Raw genomic sequence first — 24,207 nt, 5'->3', positions numbered from 1 at the left:
TTTCAGCAGCCTTTTTTTATACCTTTTTTTGATCTACCTCGAGATTTTCCTTGTTGCTTTTAAAGGGCCTGATGATCAATCTTGCAGCTTTATCAAAATTCACATAATTGTACACCCAGTTAAAAAAGGTGATCAACCTGTTCCTGAAACCTACTAAAAAGTACAAATGGATGAACATCCAGATGAACCAGGCAAAAAATCCTCCAAATTTTAATTTTCCGAGATCCACCACGGCTTTATTCCTCCCCACAGTAGCCATAGTTCCTTTATCATTGTACTCAAAGGGCAGCATTTGCTCTTTATTAAAAATGCGTTTTAGATTTTTTGCCAGATGTCTCCCCTGCTGTATTGCGGGTTGAGCCACCATAGGATGTCCTTTGGGATATTCTTCGCTTCTCATGACAGCTATATCACCAATGGCAAAAATGTTTTCATATCCTTTTACCTGGTTAAATACATTGACCTCATAACGGTCTGCCCGCTCCACGAGAGCGGAAGCATTTAATCCTGCTACCGGTGCGCCCGAGACTCCCGCAGCCCAAATAAAGGTGGAGGTATAAAAAGTAAGATCCTCCTGATTCGTAGTTACCTTCAGTCCGTCATATTCTTGCACCATCGTATTTAAATGAATCTGTACGCCCAGTTCCTTCAGGAATTTCTCTGCTTTTTCTGAAGCTTTTTCACTCATTGGTGGCAGCACTCTATCCAGTCCTTCCACCAGGTGGATCTCCATTTCCGCAGGATCAAGATCTCTAAAGTCTTTCGGCACGATGTGATTTCGTACTTCGGCGATCGCCCCACATAATTCCACTCCTGTAGGTCCTGCCCCCGCAATAACAAAATTGAGCAGCGTCTTTCTTTTTTCAGGATCTTCGGTAATTACCGCCTGTTCCAGGTTTTCTAAAATAAGACTCCTGATGTTTAAGGCCTGCGGAATGGTTTTCATCCACATTGCATTCTTTTCAATGCTTTTATTTCCGAAGAAATTGGTGCGGGAGCCTGTAGCGAGCACCAGATAATCATAAGCCAGTTCTCCAATAGAGGTTTGGATCTTATTTTCTTCAGGAATGATACGTTTCACTTCTGCAAGTCTAAAATAACCCTCGGTACTATGGCGGGTGATCTTCCGCAGAGGATAGGCAATGGAATCGGGTTCTAGTCCGGAAGTAGATACCTGGTACAAAAGCGGCTGAAAAGTATGGTAGTTGTGCCGGTCCATAAGCACAACCTGCAATTTTTCCTTTACAAGATGTTTGGCAAGGGAAATACCCGCAAAACCTCCACCTACGATCACAACTCGCGGATATTCTGAAATTGGAATGTTCATAGAATTTTAGCCTTTCTCTCAAAGTTATAGCTTTCCCTAAAGAAAAAAGAAGATTAAATAAATCTTTCCCCCGATTTGTAACAAGAAGGGTAAATTCGCTACTTACCATTATCTATACATGAAGAATAACCTGGAACATGAGTTTGTAAGTAATCTTGAAAAGCACCAGAATATTGTGCACAAGATCTGCCGTATGTATACCAATGACCGGGAGGCTCATAATGACCTGTTTCAGGAAGTAACTATACAACTTTGGAAAGCTTATCCAAAATTCAGGGGAGATTCCAAATTTAGCACCTGGATGTACAGAGTTGCTCTAAACACTGCCATTACCTTATATAGAAAATCGAAAAAAGACCTCCATACCCAGGATTTTGATGAGGTAAGTTTTAAAATAAAAGCAGAAGTTTACGACGATGAGGTGGAACAACAGTTACAACTCATGTATAAAGCCGTTAAAGAATTAAATGATATTGATAAAGCACTGGTATTCCTATATCTGGAAGACCAGTCATATAAAGAAATTTCAGATACCCTGGGGATTTCTGAAGTTAATGCCCGTGTGAAGATGAACAGGATCAAGAAAACCCTCAAGAATATTTTAAATCCGTAAAGACCCCATGGATGAATTAGAATTTTTAAAACAGAACTGGAAAAAGCAGGAAGAAAATCTTCCCAGGCTTTCCTATGATGATATCTATAAAATGATATGGAAGAGATCTTCTTCTATCGTTAAATGGATCTTTGTGATAAGCATTGTAGAACTTTTGCTGTCCAGCCTCTTGAGCATCTACATGGCCGATGCCAATTACTGGGCACAAATGGAACAACTGCATTTAAAGGAGATCACTATTTATTTTTACATTGCAAGCTACCTTATCACCTTCTACTTTATTTACTGTTTTTACAGGAATTACAGACGCATTTCGAGTACAGATGATGCTGCCACTCTTATGCAAAATATCATAAGAACACGTAAAACGGTGAAGACCTATATCGCTTATATCCTCATTTCCACCGGGGTGTATTCTATCGTTATTACCTGGTTTACTATCCAAAATCACCAGATCACCCAGGAGGTGCAGGACGTTTCAAAATATACTTTTGATACTATGGATTGGGTAAAATTAGCTGTTGCAGGATGTGTGATCCTGGCAATTATTTTGCTTGCTCTATGGCTTTTCTACAGGTTGGTCTACGGAATTTTATTGGGTAGACTAAAACGTAACTATAGGGAGTTGAAAAGGCTTGAAATGTAGATGGGTTGCGGGTTGCAATTTTTCTATCATCACCTATTCATCATTCTTACTGCTCAAGACTGATTACTGTTGCCTGACCTCTTTACATAGATTAATATTCTCCCTCATAATCCCAGGTTCTGGTCTTATTGAGTTCTTCCATGACTTCAAGAGCTTCTCTTGGAATCACTTTAAGGAAAGAAGGGTGTTGTTCAATGGCATACTCCAGCTTTTCCACGATCTCCTCCACGCTTTCATTTTCGTAATCAATTACCAGAGGCTCCTTGATCTGAAAGGATTGTAAAATTCCTTTTTTTCTGATCCTGAGTCCCTTTTTATCAAACGATCTTCTAAACCCATCAATAACAATAGGAATAACTACCGGCTTGTATTGTTTGATAATGTGCGCTGTTCCCTTTCTTATAGGTTTAAAAGGCTTGGTCGTTCCCTGCGGAAAAGTAATTACCCAACCATCCTTTAAGGCAATCCCAATATTCTTATGATCATCGGGGTTCACCTCCCGCTGCACTTCTTTGCCTTTTTCCCGCCAGGTCCTTTCCACCGAGACCGCTCCTGCATAGGCCATCATTCGGGTGAGGAAGCCGGCGTTCATGGTTTCCTTGGCAGCAACGTAATAAATATTTAGCTTAGGCTGCCATAGATATCCTACATTTTTTATCGAATCCACCCTTCCGCTTAAGGCCGCGTTAAAGACGTGGAACATGGCCGTAACATCAGCAAAATAGGTTTGGTGATTGGAAACAAAGAGTACGTTATTATCAGGAAGATTTTTAATAATTTCTGAACCTTCGATTTTGAGTTCATTGAAGCCCCGGTACCTGCGGTGGGATAGCACTCCAAAAATGCGGATGAGCCATTTTTTTATAAAAAGATAATGTCCAAAAGGATTCTTTTTCAATATCCCCATTTGTTCCCTTACATTTTAAAGAAGAACAAAGATACTTATTTAAAACTTACAGCGCCTGCTCCAGAATGTCTTTCATTTCACTCAACATCATTGCTGTGGCACCCCAAACAATATGTCCCCCAAGTACAAAAGCCGGCACTTCAATTTCTTTGGCGTAAGAAGTGCTTAGGGTTTCCCTGGTAAGACAGGAGTCATTGAGAAAATCTAAAAGATTGATCTCCAATACAGATTCGACTTCCTCCTCCTGCGGAATAAGTATAGGGGTCCTTTTCATAATTCCCATGAAAGGATGCACCCAGAAATTACTTGGAGGAATATATAATCTCGTTAATTCTTTGATCACTTCCACTTCATGTTGTGGAATCCCTACTTCCTCTTCGGTTTCTCTTAACGCTGTGTGTGCAAGGTCTCTGTCTTCGGGTTCCACTCTTCCCCCCGGAAATCCCACCTGATTGGAATGCACTCCCTGATAAGTTTTTCTCAGGATGAGCACAAATTTTGTTTCCTCCTGTTGTCCCGGATAAAATACAGCCATTACCGCCGCTTTCTTGGAATTTTTCTCCTCAATTTTGAGGTTTTCCAGCTCCTGCAGCCGCAGCATTGGTGCCAATTTGAAGTGCGCCTCTTCTCCGGGAAGTTTTATTTTCCTTAATTTCGGACTTATATTGAGAAAATTCTGAAAATTCATGAGATCTTATTTCCTGATAATTTGTGCAGCAGCCATATTAGCAAGTTGTGAAGATAAAAAAACTCCCTCACAAAACAGCACCTTAGCAGAGCCTGAAGTCAAAGAAACAGTGCAGCCGGATACTGTTACAAGAGACAATACCAAGGTTGAAAAAGTGCTTGAAGCCGAAAAAAAAACTCCTGAAAGAGAAGGACCTGCTATTGTGCAGGAAGAATTTATTCCTTTCATGATGAAATACCATGAAGAACATGATGAAAACCGGGTGCGGATAAAAACCCGTTTTGGAAACATTGATGTGGAACTTTACCGTGACACTCCCCTGCATAGGGCGAATTTCCTGTACATGGTGAATAATGACTATTACGATGGCACCTTTTTTCACAGGGTAGCAGATGGGTTCGTGATCCAGGGAGGAAATTCAGATACTCCCGACACCAATAAAAAACGCTTCAAGATTGGAGACTACCTTATTCCCAGCGAATTTGATGCGGGACATAAACATGTGAGAGGCGCACTTTCTGCAGCAAAATATGCAGAGCAAAACGTGAGTAAGGCTTCTTCTCCCTATGAATTTTTTATTGTACAGAGTGAACGCGGAGCACATCATTTGGACAATGACCACACCGTGTTCGGTCGGGTGATCTCAGGGATGGATGTAGTTGACAGGATCAACAAAGTGCCTGTTGATCAAAGTGAATGGCCCCTTACCAATATTCACATTGAAATGGAGGTTCTGGAGTAACTACTGCTGCGTATAATAGCTGTAATCCTTAAGTACTGTTTTGATGAACTGAAGCGGTTTTTCTTCGGGTGTTACCTGCAGTAGATCAGAAACTTTACTGGATAATTTTGCTATGACCCGATAATTGGAATTCTCAAGTGATTCACGGTAGATCTCTTTGATTTCCTGCACATCCAGGTCGCTCAACATGGTCACCTGCGGGTATTGAGGTTTGTAATCTTCAGGAACATTGACTAGTACTGTGCGGTCCAGTCCAACCCGTGATTTTTCTGAAATAACGGTTGTCCCGGCTGCAAGATCCCCCAATCTTTGTCCTCTCCCGGTTAGGAGGATCGTAACTACGGCAACACTACCGCTGGTGATACTTATATCTACAATCCTAAGAAGCCAGCGAACTAAATAATTCGAGAATGCCGGTTTTGAACCATCCAGCTTTACAACTCTTAGATCCAAAGCCGCCTTTCCCGGCGATCGCCCGTTCCACAAAGTTTCCCAGAGTAGAAAATACAATAACAGTGGCAGGAAGATCACTGTAACAAATAACCACTCCTGGTCTCCCGGGACGTCAAGCCCTGCCAGCATCAATAACGAAAACACCACATAAATGATCATAATGACCAAATCGATGAGGTATGCAAGAATGCGCTCCCCCACTCCTGCTACGTTTTGTGTAATGCTTATATTTTGAGCAGTTTCAATTTGAAAATTATCCATTTAATACGTTTCTTTGAGACAAACTTACTACAGAGAATGCGTGAGGCTGCTTTCGTGAAGCAAAATAAGAATAATTGGCAGAGATTTGAGAGTGCCCTTCAAAATAATGCTCACGTAGATCCAAATGAACTTTCGGTCCTCTACCTTGAAGTGACAGACCATCTTAGTTACGCCCAGACTTTTTACCCTAACAGCAACACCTTACTTTATCTCAACGGCCTGGCTTCAAGAGCGCATCAAAAGATCTACCGCAATAAAAAAGAATCCCGTAACCGCTTTATCACATTTTTCACTGAAGAATTTCCGGGGGAATTTTACCGTTACCAGAAGCAATTGCTGTTGGCATTTCTTGTATTCGTGATATTTGTAGCTGCCGGAAGTTTTTCCGCAGCCAGCGACGGGGCTTTTGTAAGATCAATTTTGGGAGATGCTTACATAAACATGACCCTGGAAAATATAGCCAACGATGATCCCATGGCTGTCTACAAAAAAATGGGAGAAATGGAAATGTTCCTCGGCATCACCATCAATAATGTAAGGGTGGCATTAATGGCCTTTGTCTTCGGAATTTTTGCCGGACTTGGTACGTTGTACATCGTTATGCAAAATGCGATCATGCTTGGCTCCTTTCAGTATTTTTTTTACGAACAGGGCCTGCTGTGGGAATCTGTGAGGACCATATGGATCCATGGTACCATCGAGATCTCTGTGATCATAGTGGCTGCCTGTGCGGGACTGGTGGTCGGGAAAGGCATTCTTTTCCCGGGAACTTATACCAGGCTTACTTCTTTTGTACAAGGGGTTAAGGCAGGGTTAAAAATTGTAATCAGCACTGTTCCCTTTTTCATCGTCGCAGGATTTCTGGAAGGTTTTGTCACCCGACAAACTGAAATGCCGGACTGGCTGGCAATCATCATCATATCGCTTTCTTTAGCACTCATCCTTTTTTACTACGTATTTTACCCCATATATCTAAACCGAACCTCTAACCATGTCAAAGAAGACCATCGAATTTAAAAAACAGCGCGAGCTGGGTGATATTATTACCGATACCTTTAAATTCCTCCGACAAAACTTTAAGCCCCTTTTTAAAGCCATTTTTAAGATTACAGGACCCGTGTTTGTGATCCTGCTGTTTGCCATAGGTTATTATTCCTATCTGGGAATGGATATTCTCCAAAATCCCTTTTTTGGCGATAATGAAGATATAGATGTAGAAATGTACTTTATTGCCCTGTTCATCCTGTTTTCTTCCCTCCTGGCTTTCTATGTATTATTGTATGGAACGGTACTTAATTACATTAAAAGCTATATCCGGAATTCGGGCATGGTGGATAATACCGAAGTTTTTCAGGGGGTCAAAAATGACTTTGGAAGCATGCTTGCCATCATGATTGTGTCAGGTATCATTACCATTTTTGGTCTTTTATTGTGTGTGCTTCCGGGGATATATGTATGGGTACCGCTAAGCCTGGCTCCGGCGATGCTGGTCTTTGCCCGCACTTCTATTGCAGATTCTATAAGTTATGCCTTCAGCCTCATCAAAGACAACTGGTGGAGCACATTTTTCACACTTTTTGTTTTAACCCTACTGGTGTATCTAATTGGAATGATCTTTCAGTTTCCAATGATGATCTACATGTTCATCAAAGCTTTTACCATATCTCAGCAGGGAAGCGCTGCAAATCCTGCGGAACTTATTGATTGGGTGTATGTGTTTTTTAACGTGATCTCTTCCCTGTTCCAGTACCTGCTTTCGGTCATTTTGATTGTGGCTTCGGCTTTTATTTATCATCACCTGGATGAAAAGAAAAATGCCACAGGCTCCTATGAGCGCATTTCAAATTTAGGGTCTTAAAAATGACAAAATTCTTCCTCTTTTTGTGTTTAAGCTTTAGTTGCTTCGGAATTCCCGGAGAGGCAAAGCTGCTCGCGCAAACTGCGGAAACTGAAGTTGTTCCCCTTGATTTTTCCGAAGAAACCCTCGAAAGATTCAGGCAGGATCCTGATTTTGATTATACTGAAGCTACAGCCGAAGATAACTGGTGGACCAAATTCAAGCGATATATTAGGTTGCAGTGGAACAGGTTCATGAACTGGCTTTTTGGTGATTATGAAGCTCCCCTGCTGCTGGCTATTTTCCTGGATATCCTGCCCTATTTGCTGCTGGGTTTGTTGCTGGTGTTTTTGCTCTACCTATTTGCAAAGATCAACCCCGGAAATTACTTTTTTGGTGATCCTGCAAAACCGGAGATCCATTTTGATGAAGAGGAAAAGATCATCAGGACCCGTGATATCAAAAAACTGATAGAAAAAGCGGTTTCAAAGGAAAATTACAGGCTTGCAGTACGTTATCATTTTCTTTATGTGCTTCAGCAATTGTCCCGGCAGGAGCTGGTGATCTACGACAGCGCAAAGACCGACGAGGAATATGTACAGGAAATCGGTGATCCTGCTTTAAAAGCCCGGTTCAAACGGGTGAATCGCATCTATGATTTTGTGTGGTACGGTAATTTCGAAACCAAGGCAGAAAATTACCTGAAGATCAAAAATGAATTTGAAAAAGTTGAACTTTTAATACAGCCCCAACATGAGCAAAGCCTATAAGATCACCCTCGGACTCTTGGTGGTGATGCTGGTAATGCTCACCTGGCTCGAGGCAAATGAACCCCGGGAGGTAAACTGGTTCCCCAGCTATTCGGCGGCAGATCATATTCCCCTGGGTACAAAAGTGCTGTTTGAAAATCTTAAAGAACAGGACCTCGATCTTAAAGGAGTGAATGTTCCTCCATTTGAATTTCTCGAGGATACCACACTTACCGGCACCTACTTTTTTCTGAACAACAACCTGCAAATAGACCAGAATGAACTTAAAAGAATCCTAAAGTGGGTGGAAAAAGGGAATACTGCTTTCTTTATTGCTGAAAACTTCAGCGAAAACCTGCTGGATACTTTTAACCTGAAAACCGAGATCCTCGTGCCACAGGATGGGATCTCCTCAAAACCCCGGCTCAACTTCATCCATCCTGACCTGCAGCAGAAAAATCCTTTTATATTCGATAAGGAAACCTACCAGGTAGTATTTTCTGAAAATGATACCCTGTCTCGGGATGTGCTGGGGGTGACCCAGCTGCAAACAGATACCGTTTCTCAACCTCAAATGAACTTTATAAGAGATACTGTGGGTAAAGGCATGGTATACCTGCATCTAATGCCAAAAGCCTTCAGCAATTATTTTTTATTGAATGGGGATAATGCAGCATATGCAGAACGTGCTTTAGCTTATATTCCTGCTCAAAAAACCCTTTTTTGGGACCACTATTATAAATCGGGCAAATCTTTTTATACCTCCCCCCTTTATTTGATCCTCAACAACAAACCTCTCCGCTGGGCATATTACTTCCTGCTGATAGGCAGTGTGTTATTTATCATTTTTGAAGGCAAACGCAAACAAAGAAGCATTCCTGTCATAGAACCACTAAAGAATCAAACACTGGATTTCACCCGCACTATCGCCGGGCTCTACCTTGACAGGGGCGATTTTAAAAGTATAGTTTCCAAAAAGATTAGTTTATTTTTGGAATATGTGAGATCCCACTATAGGATCTCCACACAGGAAATCAATGATGATTTTTACCGGCGCCTGGCAGCGCTGAGTGAAAATACTGTTGAAGACACACAAAAATTATGGCAGTACATGGCCCGGTTTGAGAAAGCAGAGTCCGTTTCAAAAGAGGAACTACTGCAGCTGAATAAAGCTATCAAAGCTTTTAAAAATAAGTAAATGGAAAACGAAGAAATAAGAAACGAAGAGATCACATTTGAGAACAGGATTCCGCTGGAGGATCTAAAGTCTTCGGTAGAAAGTCTCAAGGCGCAACTTTCAAAGATCATCATTGGACAGGAGAAATTTATCGAATTGTTGATCGTTGGACTTCTTGCAGATGGTCATGTCCTCATTGAAGGTGTTCCCGGCGTGGCTAAAACCATCACGGCCAAATTATTCGCCAAAACACTCAGGACAGATTTTAGCCGCATCCAGTTCACACCCGACCTTATGCCGAGTGATGTGTTGGGGACTTCTGTGCTCAATGCAAAAACTTCCGACTTTGAGTTTAAGCCGGGGCCAATTTTTTCGAATATTGTTTTAATCGACGAGATCAATCGTGCGCCTGCCAAAACCCAGGCTGCACTTTTTGAAGTTATGGAAGAAAGGCAGATCACTATTGATGGAAAACAACACCGCATGCAGCCACCATTCATGGTGATTGCCACGCAAAACCCTATTGAGCAGGAAGGAACCTATGCCCTTCCGGAGGCTCAGTTGGACCGATTCCTCTTCAAGATCAATGTGGACTATCCTCAAATGGATGAGGAATTGATGATCCTGCAAACGCACCATGAGCGGCAGGGAGCGGCTCCTCAAACCAAAATTGAAGCTGTACTGGATCCTGAAAAACTTCAGGCACTGCGATCGCAGATCCAAAGTATAAGAATAGAGCAAAAACTGTTGAAATATATAGCCGAAATTGTAAGTAAGACGCGAAACCATCCGCATTTGTACCTGGGAGCTTCCCCGCGTGCCTCTATTGCAATCATGAATGCTTCCAAGGCAGTTGCAGCCGTGGAAGGCAGGGATTTTGTAATTCCCGAAGACATTAAAAAAGTACTGGAACCTGTGCTGGGTCACCGAATCATTCTCTCTCCCGAAAGAGAAATGGAAGGCAGCACCACTGCAAGTGTCATTGAAATGATCACTCATTCTGTAGAAATCCCAAGATAATTTGCTCCGGTTCTTCAAATCACTATATCTGCACCAACGCTTCTTTGTCGTCACCTTCACCCTGGCGGCAGGATTCCTGTTTTCATACTGGTTTGAATGGCTGTACCCTATCCTGTGGTTGCTCACAATCATATTTCTCCTGATTGTTCTGGTTGATGTTATTGCTCTCTTTAAAAGCCGCGGAATCACTGCGGAAAGGATCCTGCCGGAAAAATTCTCCAACAGCGATGAGAACCGGGTGCAGGTGATGCTTCAGAATCATTATGGTTTTAAATCCTATGTGGAGATCATAGATGAGATCCCGGTGCAGTTTCAAAAAAGGGATTTTTTGCATAGGCTTCAAATTGCGCAACAAAGCGCTTCTACCTTTAACTATTCCCTCCGCCCGGTTGAACGTGGTGAATATTACTTCGGAAATCTAAATGTCTTTGCCTCCACTCCCCTGAAGCTGGTGAAACGCAGACAAAGATTTCAGAAAGAACAGATGGTAAAGGTATATCCATCGTTCATCCAGATGAAGAAGTACGATTTCATGGCCATCGACCGAAAGATCGCGCAACCGGGGTTGAAAAAGATCAGGAAGATTGGCCATACCATGGAATTTGAGCAAATACGGGATTATGTACTGGGAGATGATGTACGCAGCATCAACTGGAAAGCTACGGCCAAACAGGGTGATCTAATGGTAAACCAATACCAGGATGAGCGGTCACAGCCGGTATATTCAGTGATAGATACCGGCCGTACCATGAAAATGCCTTTTAATCACCTCAAGCTGCTGGATTATGCGGTAAATTCAGCACTGGCCTTTTCCAACATTGCCCTAAAGAAAAAAGATAAAGCCGGACTCATAACTTTTTCCAATAAAATGGAAAAAGTGATTCCTGCCAGTTCAAAAAAGACACACCTAAATCTCCTTTTAGAGACCTTATACAACGTCAATACCCGCTTCAATGATTCGGACTTTGGATTGCTGTACACTCACGCCAACCGTAGATTGCCGCAACGAAGTCTGCTGTTACTCTACACAAATTTCGAACATTTAAGCGCGCTTCACCGGCAGCTACCTTACCTGCTCGCCCTGGCCAGAAAACATCTGCTTGTGGTCATCTTTTTTGAGAACACAGAACTGGAAAGTTTTATCGGGGCCGATGCTGAAAAAGTCGGGGAGATCTTTGACCAGACAATTGCTGAACAATTCAGCTATGACAAAAGATTAATGGCAAAGGAACTTCAGAAGCACGGCATCCAAACAATTCTCACCAAGCCCGAAGATCTTACTGTCAACACCATCAACAAATACCTGGAGATCAAAAAGAGGGGAATTTTGTAGTTCTTTTTGTTAGATCCAAGAGGCAAGAATCAGGAGACAAGACTTTTTCAATATTGTCAAGTTGAGCAATTTCGAAGCCGATAGGCATGAAAATTTGGTCGAAACCCTTTTTATTGAAGGATTAAGCATCAGAACATGAAGACCTTTCGACCGTCGCCCCTCCGTCGCGAGCTCAGGGTGAAATTCTTTTGAACCAAGAGGCAAGAATTAAGAGACAAGACCTTTTCAATATTGTCAGGTTGAGCAATTTTCGATACCGATAGGTATGAAAATTTGGTCGAAACCCTTTTTTTTGAAGGATTAAGCATCAGAACATGAAGACCCTTCGACCATCGCTCCTCCGTCGCGAGCTCAGGGTGACATTTTTGGAGAATCAAGAGGCAAGAATCAAGAGACAAGACTTTTTCAATATTGTCAGGTTGAGCAATTTTCACTAACGATAGGTCTGAAAATTTGGTCAAAATCGGGTTTGTTACAAAAGTAAACTCACAACATAAATGCCCTTCGACCATTCGCTCCTGCGTCGGGAGCTCAGGATGACATTTTTCGAACAACCGAAGAGAGGACCTGGATTCCCATTTAAAAAAAATTGAAATTTGGAATTTGGAATTTGGAATTTGGAATTTGGAATTTGGAATTTGGAATTTGGAATTTGGAATTTGGTGCTTGGTGCTTGGTGCTTGGTGCTTGGTGCTTGGTGCTTGGTGCTTGGATTTTTTTAATTCAGCGCTTTCTTATAGGTTTCCAAAGCCCTCGCTCTGGCAAATTGGTGATCCACAATAGGATCAAGATATCCAGCTCTAAAATCGGGGATCCAGGTCTTCACATATTCAAGTTTTGGATCGAATTTCTTTAGCTGCGTATCGGGATTAAAAATTCGGAAATAAGGCGTGGCATCACAGCCGGTTCCGGCGGCCCATTGCCAGTTTCCGTTGTTGGAGGCCAGTTCGTAGTCCAGGAGCTTTTCGGCGAAGTAAGCTTCTCCCCAGCGCCAATCGATAAGCAGATGCTTGCAGAGGAATCCGGCAACCAGCATTCGAACTCTGTTGTGCATCCAGCCGGTCTCGTCTAGCTGGCGCATTCCTGCATCCACCAGCGGATACCCGGTTTCTCCTTTTGTCCACAACTCAAATTCCCGCTCATTATTCCGCCACGGGATCCTGTCATATTTGCTGCGGAAGTTTTGATGCTCCACCTGCGGAAAATGCCACAGGATCATCATAAAAAATTCCCTCCAGATCAATTCATTCAGCCATACCTCGCTCCATTTTAGCGCCTTTTTCACCAGCTGCCTCACGCTTATGGTTCCGAAGCGCAGATGGACTCCCACCATACTGGTGCCGCTAATGGCAGGTAAGTTCCGGGTTTCGGAATAGTTCCGGATGAGCGCTTCAGAAAGATCGGCTTCAGGAACATGATCTTCTACAGATTGAAATCCCATCTCTTCCAGGGAAGGCAGGTTTCTTTTTTGCATTTTAAGCAGGTGTTCCATATGCTCTTCCGAAGGAAAACCTGGAACTCCCTCACTGTGTAGCCGGTTTTTCCATACCCGGGAATAGGGAGTGAAAACAGTGTAAGGAGATCCATCGGGCTTCATCACCTCATTCTTCTCAAAGATCACCTGATCTTTATATGTGTGAAATTTCACTCCGTTTTCAGCTAAAACATCGGCTACTTCCTTATCTCTTTTTCGGGCATAGGGTTCATAATCGTGGTTCGTGAAAACATCTTTTACAGCATAATTGGAAAGCAGCTTCAAAAATGCTTCTTTTGGCAACTCATGCAGTACTAACAACGAAGAACCATACTGGCTGATTTTCTCATTGATCTTTTGCAGCTGTCTGTGAATAAAGGCAACCCTGCGGTCACTTTTATCGGGAAGAGTTTCTAAGATTTCAGGATCAAAAATGAATAATAATAAAACCTGTCGGCCGCTTTTGAGGGCATGGTACAGCGCACTATTATCATCAAGGCGAAGATCCCTGCGCAGCCAGCATACCGCGATTCCTGTCTCTAAAGCTGCTTCCATGGGGAAGTTTCTCTGTTTTTGAACCCATGTACTCCGCTGCTTATCACAAGGATTGCCGCGGCGATTACGGCGGTTAAAAATATCACTTCATGCTCCCCTTTATTAGCTATTCCAACAGCCACCAAACCCCATGCTCCCACGAGAGCAAATTCCCTCATATTCCGTGTCCAGGTAATGATCAGGTTTATAGCCAGGGCAGCCCCAATCATAAGAAGAGTCCAGATAACTTCAGAAATCCCAAAGCCATCCCAACCCAAAGATGTCAACCAGGCAGCAATATTCGCAATAAGAGCCACAGTGATCCAACCGGAATAGAATGAGAACGGCCACCACACAAAAGCAATGATCGAAAGTGGCGCATCATCCAATTCCATTCTTGTTTTAAATACAATCATGATCAAAGAAAACAGCAGCAACACCATGATCAACACCGAAAGACCTACAAAGTGATTCAACCAGGCAAAGATCCATGCAATATTAAGCGCACAGGAAATCACAAACCACCATCCTATTTTAGAGGCTTCTTCCCTGCCCCTGGAGTTTCCGATTTGGAATATTACAAAGGCGGCAAGCGCAAAATAGATCAAACCCCATATAGAAAATGCATACCCTGCGGGCGTAAAAAGATTCTGATAATCGGCCGAAACAGATCCCATGGTTTCGCCATTGATGGCACCGGTATTAGAAAAATAATTGAAAATTACTACCAGGATAAATGCGACGAGGTTCAGTATCTGTAATGACTTTTTCATAAGGCATGGGCTTTTCGGGTGATCTTCTGCGACATTGTTTTCCGGTTAAGAAGATACCGGTAGATCAAGAGGTTCAGCAGGATCAGCATAGCTCCGTAAAATGCATCTTCCACAGGAATGGTCCCTATCCTAAAGTTCATAAATTCCGCAGCATTATACCACACCACCTCCTCTTCGATCCAACTTCCGGTAAGGACGCCATTCACAAAAAAGAAAGGAATCAGGAGCACGGCATACACCACATAAAATCGGGAGAGCCAGTTGATCTTCAGGATAAATTCAGCAAAAAGCAGCACCAGGGAAAAGCTGATAAAAGTAGCCGCAGTATAGCTTCTGTTGAAATTCAGCAAACCTAGGATCAGCAAAAAGGCTACTAAAGTAAGGGTGATGATTTTTTGCGTTTTTGGATTCCCCACCTCGGGCATGAAAAGGTTAAGGCAATGAAAGGTGAACACGCAGGCATAGGGAATACAGAAGAAGAACAATACTTCTTCCATGGGCAGGTTTCCGATCTCTACTCCTGTGAGATATCTTTCATTGAAGCCCCAAACCCCCAGGTGTGTGAAATACATATCCCACACCACAAAAATGAATCCCGCAATAAAAACCGCAGGAAAGAAGGCACTCCAGGTTTTATGAAACTTCAGTTTAGGATGAAATGAAAATAAAAACGGAATGATGATCGTAAAAAAATTAACCAGCAGGTACGTGTATTGCATCAGGCTCTTTTACGTTGTTCCTGGAAATATTTCATGGGGACCCACAGCATTCCGAAGCATTCCCCGTCCTCTTTATTGATATGCTTGTGGTGCATTTTATGTGCCCGCCTAATGGCCTTAAAATAAGAATTATCGATCTTACGGAGTACCTTGAACCGCTGATGAATGAAAATATCATGAACGAAGAAATAGGCGGTTCCATAAAGGGTAATTCCAAAACCTATCCAAAAAAGGTAATTATAGCCTGCTTCCACCCCGAAATACAGGGAGATGATGCCGGGGATCGCAAAGATCAAAAAGAAAAAATCATTGTGTTCAAAGAAGCCCGAAGATTCCTTTTTATGGTGGTCTTTATGCAACGTCCACAGCAGCCCATGCATAATGTATTTATGAGTAAACCACGCGACACCTTCCATGGCAAGGAAAGCCGCGAGTACAATAAAAAAATTTAATGCTATTGTTTCCATAGTCTTATTTTTACTCTCCTCTAATTTACTGAAAAGCAATTAATTATTTAAGATTTTTCTTTTCGGAAGCGCTTAGCTCCTTTGAAGATAAAAGGTAAGCCAGGATCATTTGCCGAAGCTCTTCGTCTTTAAGAACAGAGGTTCGGGAGAGCAGGATTCTTTTATCCTCGCCGAGATTTTGCTTATAGTTCAAAAATCCGGGCGTCTCTGCCTGTACTGTGAACCTCAGAAATCTTAGCTCTACATTTTTGGGATCGGCCTCAATGGCTTCAGAAAAGTAATCTTTACCTTTATTGAAATAAGAAAGCTTTTTAAAAGGATTGCCCACATGTTTAGCCATCATCATCTGCGCCACCCCATAATATCCATGCATTAGTGGCTCTTTATCCTTTAATGCAGCAGTCACCTTAAGAAGTTTTTCTGCTGCTTTCTCTTCTTCGGCGGCTTCTTTATAGAGGCTCCTCACTTCTGAAATTTCCGGATGTTGAGAAAAACCTGCCATCATGATAAAAACCACGGTCAAAATAAACTTCATCAAACCATTCTCATTTTACATTCTACCAGACTGTTGATCATCAATCCCACTTTTCGGCCGTTGTTGATCCTTATTCTGCCCGATAAAATTCTTGTGGCAGGAAGTCTCTTGATCTTCTTGAACAGGGATTGATAATAAACATATGCCAAATATACACCGCCTTTTGAAGACGCAGGCAGCATTTTAATTCCTTCAAGGGCAATCCTGAAATCTTCTTCGATCTCCTGTTCTATCTGCAATTTTGCTTCCTGTGAGAAATATTCCATGTCCACGCCGGGAAAATATGTTCTCCCCAATACATGGTAATCATCTTTTAGATCCCTTAAAAAATTCACTTTTTGAAAGGCTGCACCAAGTTTCATCGCGTAAGGTTTCAACTCCTCAAACTGTTGTTTGTCTCCTTCAGTAAAGATGTGCAGGCACATTAGGCCTACCACTTCTGCAGAACCCAGAATATACTGCTGATATTTTTCGTCATTATAATCCACTTTTTGAAGGTCCATTTCCATACTCGCCAAAAAAGTATCTATAAGCTCCCGGTCGATCTCATATTCATGCACCACCTGTTGGAAGGAATTGAGAATAGGATTCGCAGAGATCTTTTGATCTAAAGCTTCATAGGTATCTTCCCTAAATTTCCTGAGCAGGTACTCCTGATCATAACCCTCGAAACTATCCACGATCTCATCGGCCACTCTAACAAACCCATAAACCGAATAGATTGGATCCCGCAGCCGGTCATGTAGAAAATATATCCCAAGGGAAAAACTGGTGCTGTAGGATTGGGTGGTAAGCTTACTCACCTTCACCGATAAATTATCAAACAGTGACTTCATATTTTTTCTTTTTAAGTTCTTTTAAAACCTGCTCGGCTGCAATTTTTCCTGAAATCAAGGAAGGCGGCACCCCCGGCCCCGGAACAGTGAGTTGTCCCGCGTAAAAAAGGTTCTTCAGCTTCCTATTTCTTATACTCGGTTTGAGGATCGCAGTTTGCTGCAGGGTATTGGCAAGCCCGTAAGCGTTGCCTTTATAGGAGTTGTAATCTGAAATAAAATCAGACACACAATAGCTCTTTTTATAGTCGATTTTGTGAGAAATACTTCTACCAATTTGTTTTTCCAAACGTTTGATCATGATCTTGAAAAACTTCTCCCGGGTTGCTTCTTCATCTTTTAGTCCCGGTGCCAAAGGCATGAGTAAAAAAAGATTTTCATGACCTGCAGGCGCTACAGAAGCATCTGTACTGGACGGGCAGCAAACGTAGAACAGGGGTTTCTTTGGCCATTGAGGTTTCTTATAAATTTCTACGGAATGATCGAACAGGTCTTCATCAAAGAACAAAGTATGGTGTTCCAGCTCGGGAATCCTTTCTGAAATTCCCAGGTAATATATGAGACTGGAGGGTGCAAATGTCTTTTTCTCCCAAAATTTCCCACCGTAATTCCTGAATTCCTGCGGAAGCAATTTCTCCTCCACATGTTGATAATCTGCCGCAGCAACAACGGCATCAAAGGAAATCTCTTCGTTATACACTTTTATTCCCCTTATTGATTTGCCTGAAGTTAAGATCTCCTGCACCGGAGCGTCATAATGCAGGCTCACTCCCTGCTTTTTTGCCACGTTAACCATAGCAGTGATCACACTACCAAAGCCGCCCTGGGGATACCAGGTGCCGAGTTTTAGTCCGGCATAATTCATCAGGCTATACAGCGCCGGAGTATCCTGCGGCATGGCGCCTAAAAACAGGACCGGAAACTCCATAAGTGAGATCAACTTAGGATTGGAAAAATATTTTCGTACATGCTTGCTGAAAGATGAAAAGACCTGCAGCCTTAATGCACCTTTGATAAGATCAATGTCCATAAATTCCCCGATAGAAATTCCCGGCATATATACCAGCCTTTCCATCCCCTGCTCATATTTATACTGTGCCTCTTCCATGAACTTATCAAGCTTTGCAGCACTTCCGGATTCGGTCTCTTCAAAAAGCTTCCGGAGTTCCCCGTAATTTTCAGGGATACTCATTTTTTCATTTCGGGGGAAAACAACTTCAAAAGAGGGGTCCAAAAGGTCAAGTTGGTAAAGGTCAGAAACATTGAAGCCAAAGTCTCCGAAAAATTTCTCGAAAACATCGGGCATCCAGTACCAGCTAGGGCCCATATCAAAAGTATAACCCTCCTGGGTATGTAGTTGCCTGGCACGGCCACCGGCAGTACTGTTCTTTTCAAAAACATGCACCTCGTGACCCGCAGCCCCTAAATATGCTGCTGCACTTAAGCCCGAAAAGCCTGCTCCTATAACTGCTATCTTAGACATATCAACCTGTATAAGTTTGTTCCAACTCCCCGTCAAGATCTTCTACAGAAGTTATTTGAAGAATGGATTTATTTTCTATTGGGCCTGCAGCATTAATTGCCCCACCTGTGACAAGTACTTTTCTCTTACCCACCACAGCTGCAAGTTCATCGAGATAATTTTTGATATTCTCCGGCAGATCATTTCTTACCATAAAGACAAGCAAGTACTGAACATCGACTTCTTCCAGAGTTCGTTCTACAGAACTAAGTGGAACATTCGCTCCAAGGTAGATCACTTTCTTTCCTTTACTTCTCAAATAGTAATTGGAGAACAACAAGCCTAACTCGTGAAATTCATCTTCGGGCAGAAAGAGCAGCCAGGTTTCTTTTTCTGCTTTTTCTACGGGATGTGAATCAATAGCGGTAGAGATCTTTTGTCTTAAGAGATTGGAAATATAATGTTCATGTGCGGGGGGAATCTCGTCTGCAGACCACATTAGGCCAATTCTGCTAAGCAACGGGTGAATTACTTCAACGTAAGTTTTTAACATCCCAAATCTTAGCAGACAGTGAGAAAATATCTTTTCGAAGTTGAACTCGTCAAAGTTCATCCCGGCAGAGATCAATTGATTTACGAAATAGGCATAATCCTTATTTTCAGCAGCGCTTTCACTATGCTCCCTTATCATTTGGAAAAGTTCCTCGTCACTCATAGCTCCAAGACGGGAAAGTTTTACTCCCGTTCCCGAAAGACTAACGATATTTAGAAGCCTTCGCAACTGGGTTCCATCGTAGTAACGGGTATTCCCCTTAGAACGATGTGGAGTAAGAGCATGATATCGCTGCTCCCATATACGAATAGTATGAGGTTTGATCCCTGAAAACTGGGAAAGCTGACTTATAGTAAAGTTATCCACTGTTTAAAATAATTTATACAAACTTAAACAATAAAAGTTTTGAAAAAAGTTAATTTCAAACTAATATTGCTCAACTTTTTTTAAAGTCTTAATACTCAAAAAACTGGAAAAGAATTAAATATAAGAAATTTAATAGATGAAAAGAGGGAGGAAAGCTAAGTTTAATTTTCAAATTTGAAGTTAGACAACAGCAAATTTCACCTGATTAAGTATCTTTGATTCCCATGAAACACACTGACAAAGACATGTTGTTCAAAGGGTTGAAATACCTGGCAGGGGCTTTACCTCTTTCATTTATTGGTCCGGTTGTTCTCTTTAGTTCCTTTAAGAATCAGGAGAACGTTTGGTTCATTCCGGTGATGATCTTTGCCCTGTTAGCAATGGCTGCCGCTGTTTTTCTAATGTTTAAGGGAATAAGAACTGTGATGAAAGCCTTATTTGATTAGGTGCCAAAAATGGCATTTTTAAAACCCTTACTTTGAAGAAATTTTTTCTCCTTTTCGTTCTATTCACTATTTATGACTTAAGTGCTCAGGAAAATTATGTGGTGAATGGAGTTATTAAAGATGCCGAAAATAACGAAACTCTCGCCGGTGTAAACATTCTGATTCCTGAACTCCAAAGAGGCACAGTGAGTAATGAATACGGCTTTTATTCCATTAAACTTCCTGAAGGAACTCATACCATCGAGATTTCATATTTGGGATACCAAACTGTAAGTCAGCAGATCACTGTCGACGGAAATCTGCAACTCAATTTTGATCTATCAGCCGCTGCGCAGGACCTGCAAGAGGTCGTAATTACTGAAGACATTGAAAGACTGAATATTTCCCGGCCCGAAATGAGCGTTAATAAACTTGAGATCGCAACCATTCAAAAGCTGCCCGTGGTATTTGGGGAAGTTGACGTAATAAAATCTCTCCTTTTATTACCCGGAGTTTCCAATGCGGGCGAGGCATCTTCGGGATTCAATGTTCGAGGCGGTGCAGCAGATCAAAATCTTATCCTGCTCGATGAAGCCACCGTATATAATGCCAGCCATCTCTTCGGATTATTTTCTGTTTTCAATCCTGATGCCATTAAGAATCTTAAGCTTTACAAAGGCGGAATTCCGTCGAATTACGGAGGAAGGGTTTCCTCTGTACTGGATATCTATCAGAAAGACGGAAACAGCCGGGAATTTGAAGCTAACGGCGGAATAGGATTAATCTCCAGCCGACTTTTAGCCCAGGGACCTATTAAAAAGGATAAAAGTTCTTTCCTGGTGGGAGGCCGAAGCTCCTATGCCCATCTTTTCCTGAAGCTTACAGATAATGAGAATTCGGCGTACTTCTATGACCTCAATACGAAACTCACCTTTAGACTGGATCCTAAAAACACAATACTTTTTTCAGGCTATTTTGGAAGGGATGTTTTTAAACTGAGTGACAGTTTTGACAATATCTATGGTAATTCTGTTTTCAACCTACGGTGGAACCATGTACTAAAGGATAATATCTTCAGCAATCTTTCCCTTATCTACAGCGATTATTACTATGGCCTCACCCTGGATTTTGTAGGATTCAACTGGAATAGTGGGATCAAAAATTTCAATTTTAAATACGACCTGGACCATTATCTTAATGAAAACCTGAACCTGGATTATGGAATTCATACTACATGGTACGAATTCAATCCCGGAGAGATCGAACCCAGTTCATCTTCTTCAGGTATTATCTCTTCTAAACTTATCAAGAAATATGCTTTTGAATCTGCTGCTTACATTTCGGTCGAGCATAATATTTCCGAAAAAATTTCCGCAGAATATGGTCTTAGATACAGCAGTTTTTTAAGGCTGGGACAGGAGGAGCTCAATCTTTATCCCGAAGAGGGGCCTGTAACTTTCAACAGCAGGTTCGGGATCTATGAAACCATAGACCCTATAGGTACAAAAAATTTAGAAAAGGCTAAGGTAGAACGTTCTTTTGGGAACCTGGAACCAAGATTGGCTCTGGCATATATTATTTCTGAAGATATGTCTGTAAAGCTAAGCTATAACCGAATGACCCAGTATCTGCACCTCATTACGAACACAAGTTCTCCTACTCCGCTGGATGTCTGGGCACCAAGCGGACGTTACATTGAGCCGCAGTCACTGGATCAGGTGGCGGCGGGATTTTATAAAACCTTTTCCGGGAACTCTTATTCATTAGAAGTTGAAGGTTTTTATAAAGCTCTAGAAAATAGGTTAGACTATATAGATGGCGCCAATTTAATAGCAAATGATGCAATTGAACAGGTGATCCTTCCCGGTGAGGCTCGTGCTTATGGCGCAGAGGTGTTACTGAAAAAGAATTCCGGAAGATTTACCGGCTGGCTTGCCTATACCTGGACAAAATCTGAACAACGGACTCCCGGCAGAACTGCTGAAGAACCGGGAATCAATGATTCACAATGGTATGCCACTGCTTATGACAAACCTCATGACCTTTCCATAACCGGCTCCTATGAACTGAGCCAAAAATGGGATTTTAACGCCAATTTTGTCTATCAAACAGGTTTGCCTACCACCTATCCTTCAGGGCAATATCAATTCGAGAGTTTAACTATTCCGGTCTATGGTTTACGCAACAGTAACAGGTTACCGGATTATCATCGTCTGGATATTTCTGCCACTTATACCCCAAAACCTAACAGAAGATCAGGATACATTTCCTCCTGGAACTTCGGTATCTATAATGTATATGCAAGAAAGAATGCCGTTTCACTTAGCTTCAGAGAAAATGAAGATACAGGTATAAATGAAGCTGTGAGATTATCTCTTTTTGGAATAGTTCCTTCGATCACTTATAACTTTAAATTTTAGCAGATGAAAAGAATATGCTTATTGCTGATGCTGTTGAGTCTAATCTCCTGTGAGGAAGTTGTAGACGTTGATCTGGAAGAGTCTGCACCGAGACTTGTTGTTGAAGCTTCCCTGCTTTGGAATAACGAACAGGAGGAAAATAAACAGGTGATAAGGCTGACGACCACTACAGCATATTTCGAAGATAAAATACCTGCAGCAACGGGAGCCACCGTTACAATTTTAACAGCTACGGGAGAAGAATATGTTTTTAATGAAGTGACAGATGGGGTTTTCACCAACGAAAATATTCCACCGGTCTTAAATGTAGATTATCAATTGGTGATCACCTATGAGGACGAAGTTTATGTTGCTACAGCACAGTTTGTGCCGGCACCACCTTTGGGTTACGTAGAGCAAAGCCTGGGCGGATTTTCGGGGGACGAAGTGGAATTTAAACTGTTTTACCGGGATCCTGCAGGTGTGGAAAATTATTACCTGTTCCGTTACATCAACGAAAAGATCTCTCTGCAGATCTATGAGGATGAATTCACAGACGGCAACCAGACTTTTGCGTTCTTTAGTGATGAAGATGCAGAACCGGGAGACATGGTAGGTTTTCAGATAGAGGGAATTTCTGAAGGCTTTTACGAATACATGTATATTCTCCGCTCCCAAAGCGGAACAGGCGGAGGTCCTTTCCAAACCCAGCCGAGTATAGTAAGAGGAAATATCGTTAACACCACCAATCCGGAAAATTTTGCCTTTGGGTATTTTAGATTATCCGAAAAAAATATGCTGACCTACGAAGTGGAGTAGACCGGGCGTTTAAGACTCAAAGTTTAAAGTTCGAGGATAGAGGTTCCAGATGTTAGTCCGCGCCAGCATCTATTAATAAAGAGAATTATTTCGGAAGACTTATCTGTCGATCTATACAGGTTTAAAGAACAACTTAACTTTTCCTGATCCAACTCTCTCAGAAGGCTAAGTGAAAGGGAATGTTTCTGAATTAATACGTGAACAGCACGGATTATAAATCCGCGCCAGCGCTTTTTACAAATGTCTCCTGGTTTCTTGTTCTCTTCCTTTCTGAGCAGGGATGGATTCGCCGGGAGGCGGAGACAGGGTGGCGCGTCACGGATTATTATTTCATGGAAGAATTTTAAGCTTACTTCAAGGCAACCCTTTCAGGGTTTGGAACCCTGAAAGGGTTATTCGGGATTCAGGGTTCCTTTTTGAGAGCAACATCTGTAGAAACCTAACCCTCCCCGTCCTGCGGACACCCCTCCCTAAGAGGGAGGCCTGCCTGCCGCAGGCAGGGGAGCTGAGATTCGATTCTCATTCAGCTTCTCGTTTAAGAACTCCCCTCCTTTTTAAGCAGGGGTGACCGAAGGCGGGGCTGGATTTATTCCATAAAAAAAGCCTCAAAATTGCTGTTGAGGCTTCTAAAGAAAGGCTGCCTGCCGGCAGGCAGGGCGGCGATCCTTCGACTTCGCTCAGGACAGTCTATCAATGACCACCTTTAAAGACAAGCCTGCAGGGCGCGGGCTTTTAAGAAGTGGGAATGGATCCCGAGAGCGACAGCGACTCGGGACTCTCAATTCAAAATTATTTAAAACAAAAAAAGACCCTTACATTGCTGTAAGGGTCTTCTATATAAAAGGCGGCGACATATTAATGACCACCTTTAAAGACAAGCCTGCAGGGCGCGGGCTTTTAAGAAGTGGGAATTGATCCCGAGAGCGACAGCGACTCGGGACTCTCCAATGCCAATAATTGAAACAAAAAAAGACCCTTACATTGCTGTAAGGGTCTTCTAAAAAAAAGGCGGCGACATACTCTCCCACGAGATGCAGTACCATCTGCGCTAACGGGCTTAACTTCTCTGTTCGGAATGGGAAGAGGTGAGCCCCG

The 24,207-nt window shown here is 42.3% G+C and carries 24 protein-coding genes and 1 rRNA gene; 12 read left to right on the top strand and 13 right to left on the bottom strand.

Annotated features, from left to right (window positions below; translation table 11 throughout):
- Window positions 1-16: 16 nt before the first annotated feature.
- Window positions 17-1,327 carry an NAD(P)/FAD-dependent oxidoreductase gene (locus tag CRO16_RS14805; protein ID WP_097057187.1) on the bottom strand — a complete coding sequence of 437 codons (1,311 nt, stop codon included), beginning with the start codon at window positions 1,325-1,327 and terminating at the stop codon, window positions 17-19.
- Window positions 1,328-1,445: 118 nt separating this feature from the next.
- Between CRO16_RS14805 and CRO16_RS14800 the strand changes: the two genes are divergently transcribed.
- The gene (locus CRO16_RS14800; RefSeq protein ID WP_097057186.1) at window positions 1,446-1,940 is read left to right on the top strand and encodes an RNA polymerase sigma factor; all 495 of its coding nucleotides are present in this window, start codon (window positions 1,446-1,448) and stop codon (window positions 1,938-1,940) included.
- A 7-nt stretch (window positions 1,941-1,947) separates the two neighbouring features.
- Window positions 1,948-2,586: a hypothetical protein gene (locus CRO16_RS14795; protein ID WP_097057185.1), complete on the top strand. Its 639-nt coding sequence runs from the start codon at window positions 1,948-1,950 to the stop codon at window positions 2,584-2,586.
- 91 nt (window positions 2,587-2,677) lie between these two features.
- Here CRO16_RS14795 and CRO16_RS14790 read toward each other — a convergent pair whose 3' ends face one another.
- Window positions 2,678-3,493 carry a lysophospholipid acyltransferase family protein gene (locus tag CRO16_RS14790; RefSeq protein ID WP_097057184.1) on the bottom strand — a complete coding sequence of 272 codons (816 nt, stop codon included), beginning with the start codon at window positions 3,491-3,493 and terminating at the stop codon, window positions 2,678-2,680.
- A gap of 46 nt (window positions 3,494-3,539) precedes the next feature.
- Window positions 3,540-4,181, bottom strand: a complete 642-nt coding sequence (locus CRO16_RS14785; RefSeq protein ID WP_097057183.1) for an NUDIX hydrolase — start codon at window positions 4,179-4,181, stop codon at window positions 3,540-3,542.
- Here CRO16_RS14785 and CRO16_RS14780 point away from each other — a divergent pair.
- Entirely contained in the window at window positions 4,180-4,923 is a 744-nt protein-coding gene (locus CRO16_RS14780) for a peptidylprolyl isomerase (protein ID WP_097057182.1), read from the top strand. The two genes, CRO16_RS14785 and CRO16_RS14780, sit on opposite strands and share 2 nt — an antisense overlap.
- Here the strand turns inward: CRO16_RS14780 and CRO16_RS14775 are convergent, their stop codons facing one another.
- The gene (locus CRO16_RS14775; RefSeq protein ID WP_097057181.1) at window positions 4,924-5,637 is read right to left on the bottom strand and encodes an RDD family protein; all 714 of its coding nucleotides are present in this window, start codon (window positions 5,635-5,637) and stop codon (window positions 4,924-4,926) included. It lies immediately after the preceding gene.
- Between the two features lie 36 nt (window positions 5,638-5,673).
- Here CRO16_RS14775 and CRO16_RS14770 point away from each other — a divergent pair, with 36 nt between their 5' ends.
- Genes CRO16_RS14770 through CRO16_RS14745 form a run of 6 tightly spaced genes read left to right on the top strand, consistent with a single transcriptional unit; the run spans window position 5,674 to window position 11,753 of the window.
- The gene (locus tag CRO16_RS14770; protein ID WP_097057180.1) at window positions 5,674-6,654 is read left to right on the top strand and encodes a stage II sporulation protein M; all 981 of its coding nucleotides are present in this window, start codon (window positions 5,674-5,676) and stop codon (window positions 6,652-6,654) included.
- On the top strand, window positions 6,629-7,495 hold the full coding sequence (locus CRO16_RS14765) for a hypothetical protein (RefSeq protein ID WP_097057179.1): 867 nt from the start codon (window positions 6,629-6,631) through the stop codon (window positions 7,493-7,495). The genes CRO16_RS14770 and CRO16_RS14765 overlap by 26 nt, the downstream gene beginning before the upstream one ends.
- A gap of 2 nt (window positions 7,496-7,497) precedes the next feature.
- Entirely contained in the window at window positions 7,498-8,244 is a 747-nt protein-coding gene (locus CRO16_RS14760; protein ID WP_097057178.1) for a DUF4129 domain-containing protein, read from the top strand.
- On the top strand, window positions 8,228-9,421 hold the full coding sequence (locus CRO16_RS14755; RefSeq protein WP_097057177.1) for a DUF4350 domain-containing protein: 1,194 nt from the start codon (window positions 8,228-8,230) through the stop codon (window positions 9,419-9,421). The genes CRO16_RS14760 and CRO16_RS14755 overlap by 17 nt, the downstream gene beginning before the upstream one ends.
- Complete coding sequence (locus CRO16_RS14750) at window positions 9,422-10,420, top strand: AAA family ATPase (protein WP_097057176.1); 999 nt, start codon at window positions 9,422-9,424, stop codon at window positions 10,418-10,420. It abuts the gene before it with no gap.
- A gap of 1 nt (window position 10,421) precedes the next feature.
- The gene (locus CRO16_RS14745; protein ID WP_097057175.1) at window positions 10,422-11,753 is read left to right on the top strand and encodes a DUF58 domain-containing protein; all 1,332 of its coding nucleotides are present in this window, start codon (window positions 10,422-10,424) and stop codon (window positions 11,751-11,753) included.
- A 718-nt stretch (window positions 11,754-12,471) separates the two neighbouring features.
- On the opposite strand, the gene CRO16_RS14735 is transcribed toward CRO16_RS14745, so the two are convergent.
- From CRO16_RS14735 to CRO16_RS14700, 8 genes are read right to left on the bottom strand one after another with little or no spacing between them, the layout of a single operon-like run.
- On the bottom strand, window positions 12,472-13,782 hold the full coding sequence (locus CRO16_RS14735; protein ID WP_097057173.1) for a cryptochrome/photolyase family protein: 1,311 nt from the start codon (window positions 13,780-13,782) through the stop codon (window positions 12,472-12,474).
- A complete protein-coding gene (locus CRO16_RS14730; protein ID WP_097057172.1) occupies window positions 13,767-14,534 on the bottom strand; it encodes a TspO/MBR family protein in 768 nt (255 codons plus the stop codon). The genes CRO16_RS14735 and CRO16_RS14730 overlap by 16 nt, the downstream gene beginning before the upstream one ends.
- Window positions 14,531-15,253: a lycopene cyclase domain-containing protein gene (locus CRO16_RS14725; protein WP_245859077.1), complete on the bottom strand. Its 723-nt coding sequence runs from the start codon at window positions 15,251-15,253 to the stop codon at window positions 14,531-14,533. The genes CRO16_RS14730 and CRO16_RS14725 overlap by 4 nt, the downstream gene beginning before the upstream one ends.
- Window positions 15,253-15,720 carry a sterol desaturase family protein gene (locus CRO16_RS14720; protein WP_097057170.1) on the bottom strand — a complete coding sequence of 156 codons (468 nt, stop codon included), beginning with the start codon at window positions 15,718-15,720 and terminating at the stop codon, window positions 15,253-15,255. Before CRO16_RS14720 ends, CRO16_RS14725 begins: the two co-directional genes overlap by 1 nt.
- A 43-nt stretch (window positions 15,721-15,763) precedes the next feature.
- Complete coding sequence (locus CRO16_RS14715) at window positions 15,764-16,255, bottom strand: hypothetical protein (RefSeq protein ID WP_143544558.1); 492 nt, start codon at window positions 16,253-16,255, stop codon at window positions 15,764-15,766.
- The gene (locus tag CRO16_RS14710) at window positions 16,255-17,091 is read right to left on the bottom strand and encodes a phytoene/squalene synthase family protein (protein ID WP_097057168.1); all 837 of its coding nucleotides are present in this window, start codon (window positions 17,089-17,091) and stop codon (window positions 16,255-16,257) included. Before CRO16_RS14710 ends, CRO16_RS14715 begins: the two co-directional genes overlap by 1 nt.
- Complete coding sequence (locus CRO16_RS14705) at window positions 17,075-18,571, bottom strand: phytoene desaturase family protein (RefSeq protein ID WP_097057167.1); 1,497 nt, start codon at window positions 18,569-18,571, stop codon at window positions 17,075-17,077. The genes CRO16_RS14710 and CRO16_RS14705 overlap by 17 nt, the downstream gene beginning before the upstream one ends.
- A gap of 1 nt (window position 18,572) precedes the next feature.
- Window positions 18,573-19,469 (bottom strand): MerR family transcriptional regulator, encoded by an 897-nt coding sequence (locus tag CRO16_RS14700; protein ID WP_097057166.1) that lies wholly within the window; start codon window positions 19,467-19,469, stop codon window positions 18,573-18,575.
- 224 nt (window positions 19,470-19,693) lie between these two features.
- Here CRO16_RS14700 and CRO16_RS14695 point away from each other — a divergent pair, with 224 nt between their 5' ends.
- Genes CRO16_RS14695 through CRO16_RS14685 form a run of 3 tightly spaced genes read left to right on the top strand, consistent with a single transcriptional unit; the run spans window position 19,694 to window position 23,112 of the window.
- On the top strand, window positions 19,694-19,915 hold the full coding sequence (locus CRO16_RS14695) for a DUF6095 family protein (protein WP_097057165.1): 222 nt from the start codon (window positions 19,694-19,696) through the stop codon (window positions 19,913-19,915).
- 32 nt (window positions 19,916-19,947) lie between these two features.
- Window positions 19,948-22,314, top strand: coding sequence for a TonB-dependent receptor (locus CRO16_RS14690; RefSeq protein WP_097057164.1), 2,367 nt, complete (start codon window positions 19,948-19,950; stop codon window positions 22,312-22,314).
- Between the two features lie 3 nt (window positions 22,315-22,317).
- Window positions 22,318-23,112, top strand: a complete 795-nt coding sequence (locus CRO16_RS14685; protein ID WP_097057163.1) for a DUF4249 domain-containing protein — start codon at window positions 22,318-22,320, stop codon at window positions 23,110-23,112.
- Window positions 23,113-24,115: 1,003 nt separating this feature from the next.
- On the opposite strand, the gene rrf is transcribed toward CRO16_RS14685, so the two are convergent.
- Window positions 24,116-24,207 (bottom strand): 5S ribosomal RNA (gene rrf / locus CRO16_RS14670); the annotation flags it as partial.

It is taken from the genome of Salinimicrobium sediminis (assembly GCF_900215295.1).
Lineage (GTDB): Bacteria > Bacteroidota > Bacteroidia > Flavobacteriales > Flavobacteriaceae > Salinimicrobium > Salinimicrobium sediminis.
This window is presented reverse-complemented; position numbering and strand designations above follow the sequence as displayed.

Excerpts from the sequence above, each read along its gene's own strand:
- CRO16_RS14760 (WP_097057178.1), top strand. The coding sequence starts at position 7,498 with ATGACAAAATTCTTCCTCTTTTTGTGTTTAAGCTTTAGTTGCTTCGGA.
- CRO16_RS14695 (WP_097057165.1), top strand. The coding sequence starts at position 19,694 with ATGAAACACACTGACAAAGACATGTTGTTCAAAGGGTTGAAATACCTG.
- CRO16_RS14720 (WP_097057170.1), bottom strand. The coding sequence starts at position 15,720 with ATGGAAACAATAGCATTAAATTTTTTTATTGTACTCGCGGCTTTCCTT.
- CRO16_RS14800 (WP_097057186.1), top strand. The coding sequence starts at position 1,446 with ATGAAGAATAACCTGGAACATGAGTTTGTAAGTAATCTTGAAAAGCAC.
- CRO16_RS14705 (WP_097057167.1), bottom strand. The coding sequence starts at position 18,571 with ATGTCTAAGATAGCAGTTATAGGAGCAGGCTTTTCGGGCTTAAGTGCA.
- CRO16_RS14710 (WP_097057168.1), bottom strand. The coding sequence starts at position 17,091 with ATGAAGTCACTGTTTGATAATTTATCGGTGAAGGTGAGTAAGCTTACC.
- CRO16_RS14715 (WP_143544558.1), bottom strand. The coding sequence starts at position 16,255 with ATGAAGTTTATTTTGACCGTGGTTTTTATCATGATGGCAGGTTTTTCT.
- CRO16_RS14805 (WP_097057187.1), bottom strand. The coding sequence starts at position 1,327 with ATGAACATTCCAATTTCAGAATATCCGCGAGTTGTGATCGTAGGTGGA.
- CRO16_RS14790 (WP_097057184.1), bottom strand. The coding sequence starts at position 3,493 with ATGGGGATATTGAAAAAGAATCCTTTTGGACATTATCTTTTTATAAAA.
- CRO16_RS14730 (WP_097057172.1), bottom strand. The coding sequence starts at position 14,534 with ATGAAAAAGTCATTACAGATACTGAACCTCGTCGCATTTATCCTGGTA.
- CRO16_RS14725 (WP_245859077.1), bottom strand. The coding sequence starts at position 15,253 with ATGCAATACACGTACCTGCTGGTTAATTTTTTTACGATCATCATTCCG.
- CRO16_RS14795 (WP_097057185.1), top strand. The coding sequence starts at position 1,948 with ATGGATGAATTAGAATTTTTAAAACAGAACTGGAAAAAGCAGGAAGAA.
- CRO16_RS14735 (WP_097057173.1), bottom strand. The coding sequence starts at position 13,782 with ATGGAAGCAGCTTTAGAGACAGGAATCGCGGTATGCTGGCTGCGCAGG.
- CRO16_RS14685 (WP_097057163.1), top strand. The coding sequence starts at position 22,318 with ATGAAAAGAATATGCTTATTGCTGATGCTGTTGAGTCTAATCTCCTGT.
- CRO16_RS14765 (WP_097057179.1), top strand. The coding sequence starts at position 6,629 with ATGTCAAAGAAGACCATCGAATTTAAAAAACAGCGCGAGCTGGGTGAT.
- CRO16_RS14775 (WP_097057181.1), bottom strand. The coding sequence starts at position 5,637 with ATGGATAATTTTCAAATTGAAACTGCTCAAAATATAAGCATTACACAA.
- CRO16_RS14770 (WP_097057180.1), top strand. The coding sequence starts at position 5,674 with ATGCGTGAGGCTGCTTTCGTGAAGCAAAATAAGAATAATTGGCAGAGA.
- CRO16_RS14780 (WP_097057182.1), top strand. The coding sequence starts at position 4,180 with ATGAGATCTTATTTCCTGATAATTTGTGCAGCAGCCATATTAGCAAGT.
- CRO16_RS14785 (WP_097057183.1), bottom strand. The coding sequence starts at position 4,181 with ATGAATTTTCAGAATTTTCTCAATATAAGTCCGAAATTAAGGAAAATA.
- CRO16_RS14750 (WP_097057176.1), top strand. The coding sequence starts at position 9,422 with ATGGAAAACGAAGAAATAAGAAACGAAGAGATCACATTTGAGAACAGG.
- CRO16_RS14755 (WP_097057177.1), top strand. The coding sequence starts at position 8,228 with ATGAGCAAAGCCTATAAGATCACCCTCGGACTCTTGGTGGTGATGCTG.